The 9,894-nt window shown below is 69.0% G+C and carries 8 protein-coding genes; 7 read left to right on the top strand and 1 reads right to left on the bottom strand.

The window, feature by feature from the left end:
• Positions 1-2 precede the first annotated feature (2 nt).
• The 6 genes from IT184_09270 (at position 3) to IT184_09245 (ending at position 7,622) form a co-directional block, all read left to right on the top strand.
• Positions 3-1,565, top strand: a complete 1,563-nt coding sequence (locus tag IT184_09270) for a sigma 54-interacting transcriptional regulator (protein MCC7008992.1) — start codon at positions 3-5, stop codon at positions 1,563-1,565.
• A gap of 386 nt (positions 1,566-1,951) precedes the next feature.
• Positions 1,952-2,842, top strand: a complete 891-nt coding sequence (locus IT184_09265) for a hypothetical protein (protein ID MCC7008991.1) — start codon at positions 1,952-1,954, stop codon at positions 2,840-2,842.
• 56 nt (positions 2,843-2,898) lie between these two features.
• Entirely contained in the window at positions 2,899-5,478 is a 2,580-nt protein-coding gene (locus tag IT184_09260; GenBank protein MCC7008990.1) for an HD domain-containing protein, read from the top strand.
• The gene (locus IT184_09255; protein ID MCC7008989.1) at positions 5,465-5,794 is read left to right on the top strand and encodes a P-II family nitrogen regulator; all 330 of its coding nucleotides are present in this window, start codon (positions 5,465-5,467) and stop codon (positions 5,792-5,794) included. The genes IT184_09260 and IT184_09255 overlap by 14 nt, the downstream gene beginning before the upstream one ends.
• Before the next feature lie 90 nt (positions 5,795-5,884).
• Complete coding sequence (locus IT184_09250; GenBank protein MCC7008988.1) at positions 5,885-6,214, top strand: P-II family nitrogen regulator; 330 nt, start codon at positions 5,885-5,887, stop codon at positions 6,212-6,214.
• A gap of 127 nt (positions 6,215-6,341) precedes the next feature.
• Positions 6,342-7,622: an ammonium transporter gene (locus tag IT184_09245; protein ID MCC7008987.1), complete on the top strand. Its 1,281-nt coding sequence runs from the start codon at positions 6,342-6,344 to the stop codon at positions 7,620-7,622.
• Between the two features lie 154 nt (positions 7,623-7,776).
• On the opposite strand, the gene IT184_09240 is transcribed toward IT184_09245, so the two are convergent.
• A complete protein-coding gene (locus IT184_09240; GenBank protein ID MCC7008986.1) occupies positions 7,777-9,000 on the bottom strand; it encodes a TIGR00300 family protein in 1,224 nt (407 codons plus the stop codon).
• Positions 9,001-9,044: 44 nt separating this feature from the next.
• Between IT184_09240 and IT184_09235 the strand changes: the two genes are divergently transcribed.
• On the top strand, positions 9,045-9,890 hold the full coding sequence (locus tag IT184_09235) for a S1/P1 nuclease (GenBank protein ID MCC7008985.1): 846 nt from the start codon (positions 9,045-9,047) through the stop codon (positions 9,888-9,890).
• The last annotated feature ends 4 nt before the right edge of the window (positions 9,891-9,894 follow it).

The raw sequence follows: 9,894 nt of genomic DNA, 5'->3' as shown, positions 1-9,894 counted from the left end.
CCATGACGCCTCCAGAGACGCTCGCTGGCGGCGAGCCGGCCGACGCGACGGGCGACATCCGGCAGGTGCACGGCCTGACCGAGATCAGCCAGGCGCTCTCCGGGACCCTGGGGCTGCGGTCCGCCCTCGTCCGCGTGCTGGAGATCCTCGAACGCCAGCAGGGGATCCTCCGCGGGGCGGTGGCGCTGCTGAGCCCGTCGGGACAACTGCAGATCGACGCCGCGCATGGCGCGACGGTGGATCGGTCGGGGCTGCGCTACGGCCTGCACGACGGTGTCACGGCTCGCGTCGTCGAGAGCGGCAAGCCGGTGGTGGTGCCGCAGGTGAGCCGCGAGCCCATGTTCCGCGATCGCACGTCGCGCGCCGACCTCGATCGCCGCGACGAGAGCTTCATCGCCGTGCCGATCCAGATCAACCGGAAGACGGTCGGCGCGCTGCTCGTGGACTTCCCGTTCCGCCGTCAGCGGGACTACGACCACCATGTCCGCCTGCTGAAGCTCGTCGCCACGATGATCGCGCTGGCCGTCCGCGTCGAGCGGCTGGTCGACGCGGAGCGGCAGCGGCTGCTCGAGGAGAACATCCACCTGCGCGAGGAGCTGCGCGAGCGCTACGACTTCTCCCGGATCGTCGGGACGAGCGGGCCGATGCGCCAGGTGTACGAGCAGATCGCCCGGGTCGCCCGCGCGAACACGACGGTGCTGATTCGCGGCGAGTCCGGCACCGGCAAGGAGCTCATCGCGCACGCGATCCACTACAGCTCGCCGCGCGCGAAGAAGCCGTTCGTCAAGGTGAGCTGCGCGGCGCTGCCCGACTCGCTGATCGAGTCCGAGCTGTTCGGGTACGAGAAGGGCGCGTTCACGGGCGCGCAGGCCCGCAAGAAGGGCCGCTTCGAGATGGCCGACGGCGGCACGCTCTTCCTGGACGAGATCGGCGACGTGAACCTCTCGACCCAGGTGAAGCTGCTGCGCGTGCTCCAGGAGCGCGAGTTCGAGCGGCTCGGCGGCACGGACCCGGTGAAGGTCAACGTGCGGCTGATCGCCGCGACGAACCAGGACCTCGAGAAGGCGATCGCGGCCGGGACGTTCCGCGAGGATCTGCACTACCGGCTGAACGTCTTCACGATTTACGTGCCGCCGCTGCGCGAGCGCAAGCCCGACATCCTCCTGCTCGTGGATCACTTCCTCGAGAAGTACTCGATCGAGCACGGCCATCAGATCAAGCGGATCTCCACGCCGGCGATCGACATGCTGATGAGCTATCACTGGCCGGGCAACGTGCGGGAGCTCGAGAACGCGATCGAGCGTGCCGTGCTCGTCTGCGACGGCAACGTGGTGCACCCTCACCACCTGCCGCCCACGCTCCAGACGGCGGAGGCCTCGGGGACGATCGGCGACGTTTCGCTCGCGGATGCCGTGGCCGCCTACGAGAAGACGCTCATCCAGGACGCGCTGAAGAGCGCCCGTGGCAACTGCTCCAAGGCCGCCAAGCTGCTGCACTCGACGGAGCGGATCATCAGCTACAAGGTCAAGCGGCTGGGCATCGATCGCGACCGCTTCAAGGGCTGACGCGCCGGCGTCGTCCCGCGTCGCCGCTCCACCTTCCACAATCCTGTCGAACGGACCGTTCAGTACACATTCCTGTCGCTGCCCGCACCCGCGGAGGCCACCGTTTCCGCCGTACGTCTGGATCGGCGTCCGGCCTCGCCGATCCGCTAGGGGCGCTGCTCCACATCCGTGTGGAAGCCAATCTCGACATGAACATTTATGTCGATTTGGCGAGCCTAGGGCCGGCTCGCACGCTGGCCGCTCTGAGTGGCACTTCGAGCCCTGTTCATCGGGCTGAAGTCACGATCATTCCGGCGCCGGCCGGGTTGGTCGTCATCTTGCTCTTCTCTCTGCCGACAGTGAACCCATCCGGGCCTTCGGGATCCCGGCCGAGACAAGGGAGCGTTATGAGGCAGATCGCTTGGGGACTTCTTCTCGCAGGGGTGGTGGCCACGCCGGCGTCGGCTGACGAGCGCGCGGCGGGTCCGTCGCTGAGCACGCTGATACGCGAGCAGGCGCAGACGATGCGCCCGACGTTCCTGCGCACGACCACGCAGGCGGCGCCGGCCGAGCCGGAGACGAAGAAGGTGACGGTCACCGGAGCGCTGGACTTCCCGACGCTCTACCTGTTCCGCGGCATCCGTCAGGAAGCCGATCCGAAGCTGACGTTTCAGCCGTTCGTCAACGTCGCGGTCGCCGCCTCCGACAAGGCCACGGTGAACGTCGGCAGTTGGAACAGCATCCATACGGGCTCGACGAAGGACGGCTACGGCGCGTTCTACGAGTCGGACATCTACGGTTCGGTGGCGATGACGCCGGGCGGCAAGGTCAATCCCACGATCCTCTACACCGCCTACACGAGCCCCGCGGACGCGTTCAAGACGGTCCACGAGCTGGCGTTCATCGCCGCGTTCGACGACAGCGGCAGCAGCGTGCCGATGGCGCCGACCGTAACGGCGGCGTTCGAGTTGGGCGAGAACAGCGCGGACGGCGGGGCGAACAAGGGCATCTACCTGGAGCTCGGCGTCACGCCGGCCATTCCGATGGAGAGCTCGCCCGTGAGCCTGACGGTTCCGGTCAAGCTCGGCCTGTCGCTGAAGGACTACTACGAGGGCGCGGACGGCGACAGCAAGTTCGGCTACGTCAGCGTCGGCGTCATGGCCACCGGGAAGATCTCACCGAACCTCGATCTGCACGGCGGGGTGCTCGTCTACGGCTTCGGCGACACGCTGAAAGCGGCCAACAAGGACAAGGCGACCCAGGTGATCGGCACGGTCGGGCTGGGTTTCACGTTCTGAGCGCGGGACGCCCTCGGCCGATCGTCGCGCATGCGCGCACGGGCGGGGCAGGAACGGTGAACGACATGGTCGGCGAATCGGATCTCAATCTGCAGGCAGCGGCGCGGCGGGCCCTCGCCGATCGGCTCGGCGCGCTGCGCGCCGAGTACACGGCCGCCGCGACGGCCGGCCGCGGGGGCCGCGGCGTCCAGGCGCAGTACGCGGCCGGCATGGACCGGCTCGTCCGCTCGCTCGTCGAGCCGGTCGTTGGCACGGCGGCGCCCTTCGTGGTCTGCGCCGTCGGCGGCTACGGCCGGCGTGCGCTCTGCCTGCACTCCGACATCGACCTGCTCCTCGTGTTCGACGGCGCCATCGGTGCGGCCGAGGAGCGCGTGGTCAACGCCGTCTTGCAGCCGCTCTGGGATCTGCGGCTGAGCGTCGGCCAGCACATCCGGGAGCTTCGCGAGCTGGACGAAGCGGAGGACGACAATCCGGAGTTCCTGCTCGCATTGCTCGACCTGCGGCTGCTCGCCGGCGACGTGCGCCTGTTCGACCACCTGCTCGAGCGCACGCATCGCACGGAAGCGGCGCGGCACGCCGATCTCGTCACCGCGCTGCTGAAGCTCACCGACGAGCGGTACGCGTCGTTCAACAACACGCTGTATCAGCTCGAACCGGACGTGAAGAACGCGCCAGGTGGGCTGCGGGACATCTCGGCGGTCCGATGGCTGCGCACGCTGGCGCGCGAGGCGTTCGCCGTGCGCGGCCGGCTGGACGGCGAGCGGCTCGAGGACGCCGAGGACTTCCTCCTGCGCATCCGTTCGCTCCTGCACCTCGAGCACGGCCGGGACGCGAACGTGTTGACGCACGATTCGCAGGATCGGGTGGCCCGCGCCCTCGGTCTGCCGGGTGCGGATCTGCGCCAGCAGGTGGAAGCGCTCATGGGCGAGTACTTCCGCCACGCGCGGGCCGTCACCCGGGCCCTCGATTGGTCGCGCCGGGTCGTCAGACCGCCCGCGGTGCCCGACGACGCGGGGCCCGTGACCGCGAGCCTCGCCATCGGCGCCGATGGCGTCGAGTTCGTCGATCCCGACAAGGCGGCCGTGCAGCCCGCGGTCTGGCTCGAAGCGTTCGCGCTGGCGATCGCCAACCGCGAGCCGGTGTCCGAGCAGGTCCGGTCGGTCGTGCAGGCGAACGTCGGCCGCTACACGGCGGACTACTTCACGGCGACCGAAGAAGGGCGGCTGCGGCTCCGATCGATGCTGCACCCGACGCCGGGGCTGTCGGCGCGGCTGTCGGACATGCTCGAGTGCGGCCTGCTGACGGCGATCTTCCCGGAGTTCGAGAAGATTCACTGCCGGGTCATCCGCGACTTCTACCACAAGTACACCGTGGACGAGCACACGCTGCTCGCGATCCGCGCGCTCGAGTCGCTCTGGCACCCCCCGAGCGCCAGCCGCGCGCGCTTCGCGTCGATCCTCAACGAGGTGCACGAGCCCGAGCTGCTGACGCTCGCGCTCCTCTACCACGACGTCGGCAAGTGGCACGAGGACGACCATGCCGTCGAGAGCCTGCGGCTCGCCCGCCCGATGCTGGCACGGCTGCGGCTGCCCGACGAGGCGCGTCAGACGGTCGAGTTCTTGATCCGCCACCACCTCGCGATGTCGCGCGTGGTCTTCCGGCGCGACTTCACCGATCCGGAGACCGTCGCGCAGTTCGCCGTCGAGGTGGGCAACGAGGAGCAGCTCAAGAAGCTCTGCCTGATGACGCTCGTCGACATGGACGCGGTCGGGCCCGGCACGCTGACGCCCTGGAAGGAGGACCTGTTGTGGCGGCTGTACGTCGACGCCTACAACCGCGTGACGCTCGGCTACGCCGACGAGCTGATCCAGGAGGACCAGGCCGGCCGCGCGTCGGTCATGGCGGAACGCCCGAATGACGTCTCCGAAGCCGAGCTCACGCGCTTCCTGCAGGGGCTGCCGCGCCGGTATCTGTCGGTCTTCGGCCTGTCGACGATCTATCAGCACGTGCGGCTCGCGCGGGGCTTGCTGCCCGACGAGCTGCACGCGTCGCTCGAACGCCGTGACGACATCTGGGAGCTGACCGTCGCCGCGCTCGACAAGCCGTATCTCTTCTCGAACATCGCCGGCGTGCTGTCCTACTTCGGCATGGACATCCACCGCGGGCAGGCGATGACGACGCCGGATCACCTGGTGCTCGACATCTTCGAGTTCACCGACGGGGAGGGATTCCTGCGCCAGAACGCGAGCGCGCGCGACGAGATCGCGCGGGTGCTCCGCGGCGCGGTCGCCGGATCGATCGACGTCGCCGCCCTGCTCCGCGGCCGGCGCCGGAGCATCGTCTACCGGCGGCGCCGCGAGGTCGGCACCCACGTGCACCTCGACAACACGCACTCGCAGAAATACACGGTGCTCGAGATCGTGACCGACGATGCGCCGGGGCTGCTGCACCGGGTGAGCCGGACGGTCTCGGACCAGGGCTGCGACGTCGACCTGGTCCTGATTTCCACCGAAGGGCGGAAGGCCGTGGACGTGCTGCACGTCATACGGCACGGACGGAAGCTGGATGAGCCGGCCCAGGCGCAGCTCGAGCGCGCGCTGGAGCAGGCACTGGAGGAGACGTATGAAGCTGATTAAGACCATCGTCCGCCCGAACAAGGTGGACGACGTACGGGACGCGCTCGAGAAGATGAGCATTCCCGGCATGACCGTGACCGAGGTGCGCGGCCACGGGCGTCAGAAGGGCCACACGGCGATCTACCGGGGCAAGGAATACAACGTCAGCCTGCTGCCGAAGGTGGAGATCGAAGTCGTCGTCGCCGAGAGCCTGGTCGAGAGCGTCATCGGCGCGATCGTCAAGGCGGCACGCACCGGCGAGATCGGCGACGGCCGCGTGTTCGTGCTGCCGGTCGAGCAGAGCTACAACATCCGGACCGGCGAGCAGGACGCCTGACGGGAGCGCCGTGATACAACTCCGCCTTCGCCGCTCCGGCCCGCCCGACAACGACGTCTCGCGTGCCGCGGAGCGTTTGGAGGCCGAACCATGAAGCTCGTCAAGACCATCATCCGCCCGAACAAGCTCGACGACGTGCGCGACGCGCTCGAGAGCATGGGCATCCCGGGAATGACCGTGACCGAGGTCCGGGGGCACGGGCGGCAGAAGGGGCACACCGCGATCTATCGCGGCAAGGAATACAACGTCAGTCTTCTTCCAAAGGTTGAACTCGAAGTCGTCGTGGCCGACGGCGTCGTGGACGACGTGATTCGCACGATCGTCACTGCGGCGCGCACCGGGGAAATCGGGGACGGACGCGTGTTCGTGCAGTCCGTCGAGCAGAGCTACAACATTCGCACAGGGGAACGGGAAGGGTGATCGATCCTCACGCGAGGGTCCGTCACGCCGCACCGTCAGGAGTCATCGGACAATGACCAGTAGACACAGCGGACCGATTCGGTACGGAAAAGGCTGCGCCCTCGCCGGGCTGGCCCTCGCACTCGTGATGGGAATGGATTCGTCCGTGGCGTTCGCCCAGGACGCGGCGCCGGCGCCGTCGATCAACGCCGGCGACACCGCCTGGATGCTCGTCTCGACCGCGCTCGTGCTCCTGATGACCCCGGCGCTCGCGTTCTTCTACGGCGGGCTGGTGCGCTCGAAGAACGCGCTGAACACGATGATGATGAGCTTCATCTCGCTCGGATTCGTCGGCGTGCTCTGGGCGTGCGTCGGGTACTCGCTCGCCTTCGGCGCCGGCAACGATTACGTGGGCGACCTCTCGAAGCTGTTCCTCAACGGCGTCGGCACGGACCTGCCGACCGGCGTCAGCACCGCGCTCATCCCGCACGTGCTGTTCATGGCCTTCCAGGGGACGTTCGCGATCATCACCGCGGCCCTGATCTCCGGCGCGATCGTCGAACGGATGCGATTCTCGGCCTACGTGACGTTCATCAGCCTCTGGATGATCCTGGTGTACGCGCCGCTCGCGCACATGGTCTGGGGCGGCGGCTGGCTCTTCAAGATGGGTGCGCTCGATTTCGCGGGCGGCACGGTCGTCCACATCAACGCCGCCATCGCGGCCGTCGTCGCCGTCATCTGCGTCGGCAAGCGGTCCGACTACAAGCAGGCGGCGCTCGTGCCCCACAACGTGCCGTTCGTGCTGCTCGGCGCCGGGCTGCTGTGGTTCGGCTGGTTCGGCTTCAACGCCGGCAGCGCGGTCGCGGCCAACGGCATCGGCGGCCTGGCGTTCGCGACGACGATGCTCGCGCCGGCGGCGACGCTGGTCGTCTGGACGCTGCTCGACGCCGTGCGGCTGCAGAAGGCGACGGCGGTGGGCGCCGCGACCGCCATCGTGGTCGGTCTCGTCGCCGTCACGCCCGCGGCCGGGTTGATCTCGCCGATGAATGCGATCCTGCTCGGCGGCATCGCCGCGGTGCCGAGCTACTTCATGCTGCTCGTCCGGGCGAAGAGCGGCTTCGACGATTCGCTCGATGTGCTCGCGGCGCACGGCGTCGGTGGCACGGTGGGGGCGCTGTTGACCGGCGTGTTCGCGCAGAAGAGCCTGAATGGCGTCGCCGACGGTCTGCTGTACGGCAATCCCGGGCAGCTCGGCATCCAGGCGACGGCCGTCGTCTTCGCGATTGCCTTCAGCGCCATCGGCAGCTTCATCCTGCTGAAGCTCGTCGGGCTCGTGTTCCCGCTCCGCGCCGACGCCGAGTCCGAGATGGAAGGCCTCGACACGACGCAACACGGCGAGGAGGCCTACATTCACGCCACGGGCAACTAGGCGGGCGGATGTGACCGGCCCGGCGGAGACGCCGGGCTCGACAGACTCCACGAACCATCTGACGCTGGCCACCTCGTCTTCCGGGACAGGTGGCCAGCGTCTTGTCTGGTCCTGCGCGTGAGCTGTGGACGCTCCGCCGGTCGGACGACCTGGCTCAAGGCAACTGCGTGGCCAGGAGGTGGAGGAACAGGCCGACGTCGGTGACGAGGCCGATCGTCTGCGACGAGCCGCGATCCGCGAGCTTCGTGACGACGGCGGGGTTGATGTCCACGCAGATGACCGGTACCCAGGCCGGCAGCATGTTGCCGACGCCGATGCCGTGCAGCATGGTCGAGAGGATGATGACCAGGCCGGCGTTGGCGAGCGCCTCTGCGTAGCGGTCCTGCGCGACGATGATGTCCGTGATCGTGTCGACGATCGGGCCATCGTCGCGGATGCTGCCGGCGAGCAGGTACTCGACATCGGCGCGCACGCACTCGGCCATGATGCCGCGGGGCAGAACGCCCGTCTCGACGGCGGGCTCGAGGCCGCCGGCGCGGTTCACGGCGTTGATGGCGCGCATATGGTGCCGATGGCCCCCCGCGACCGGCGTGCCGGACTCGAGGTCCACGCCGAGCGACGTGCCGAACAGCGCGAACTCGGCGTCGTGCGCGGCCAGCGCGTTGCCGGCCAGCACGACGTTGACGAAGCCCTTCCGGATCAGGGCGCTGAAGTACTCGACGCCGCCCGTGTGAATCACGACGGGGCCGGCGACGAAGACGATGCGCTCGCCGCGCGCGCGCGTCTCGCGCATCAGCCGCGCGACGCGCGCGACGCTCACTTCCACCCGCCGCTCGGACGACACCTCGTTCGACATGAACGAGAAGTCGCTCCGCTCGCGATCCCGGAACTCGGGAATGACACGGAGCCCCTCGAGCCCGCACACGACGCGGTCGCCCACGCGCACGTCGCGGATCTTCCGGCACACCGCGCCCGCATCGGTGACGACGATGGCGGCATCCATGCGCTGGCGATCGACGTCGATCCAGTGGCCGTTCACGCGCACCTGCGTCCGCTGGTTGGTGGTCGAGTAGAAATCCTCGGGGACGCAGCCGTTGCGATCGGCCGGCCGGATCAGCGCGTCCCGCTCGCCGACGGCGCGACAGCCGAACGGGATGAGATCTTCGACGAGCTGGGCGAGCACCGGCTCCTCGGCGGTCGTGATCTTGAGCGTGAGCTTCGAGAAGTCGTCGTTCGTGCGGCCGAGCTCGAAGTGCAGGACCTCGAAGTCGCCGCCCCGCTCGATGATCCGATCGAAGATCGACTTCAGCAACTGCGAGTCGACCAGGTGCCCTTCGGCGCTGACGATTGCGGAGTAACGGGCGGAACGTGGTGTCATCGCGTGTGTCGGGCGGGATGCGGAACGTGAAATTATAGACCGCCATGCGGGCGAGCGGGCTGAGGGCGATCGCGGCAGCGGCCGTGTGTGCGGCCGCGCTCTCGACCGCCCGTTCGCTCGAAGCCTGGGGAGCGCAGGGCCACCGCGTTGTCGCCCTCGTCGCCTGGAATCATCTGGGGGTGGCCGCGCGCCGCGACGTGACGGCGCTGCTCGGCGGCGCATCGCTCGCGAGCGTCGCGGGCTGGGCGGACGACGTCCGTGGTGCCGAGCCGGAGACCGCTCCTTGGCACTTCGTGAACCTCCGCCAGGGAGCCGCGACGTACGACCGGGAACGGGATTGTCCGACGTCGGCGCGCCGCGGCGACGACGCACGCGACTGCGTGGTCGATCGGATCATCGGCTTCGCCCGGCAGCTCGGCGATCGCACCCAGGATGCGCAGGCTCGGGCTCGCGCGTTGAAGTTCCTCGTGCACCTCGTGGCGGACGTGCACCAGCCGCTCCACACGACCGCGGTCGCGCGCGGCGGCAACGACATACGGGTGTCGGTGTTCGGCGCTGCCGAGTGCGGGTCGGCTGCGCGAGGCGACCGCCGAGCGTGTACGCTCCATGGCGCGTGGGACGCCTCGGCGATCGCGCGGCGGCACACGAGCGACGCCGCGTTGGCCGCCCGGCTGGAGCGCGCGATCAAGGCCAACCTCTGGCGCGCGGGCCCGACCGCGCCGGACATCTGGGCGCTCGACGGCAGTCGCGTCGCCAGCGGCCTGCTCGTCCCACCGGGCACGGACCTCGACGATCGTTACTTCGCGCGCTTCGATCGGACGCTCGACGAGCAGTTGGCGCTGGCCGGGCTGCGGCTCGCGGCCATGCTGAACGCGGCGCTGGGGCGCTGACGCG

The sequence above is a fragment of the Acidobacteriota bacterium genome (assembly GCA_020853395.1).
Lineage (GTDB): Bacteria > Acidobacteriota > Vicinamibacteria > Vicinamibacterales > SCN-69-37 > JADYYY01.
The sequence above is the reverse complement of the archived record's forward strand: the minus strand, read 5'-3'. Positions and strand labels throughout refer to the sequence as shown.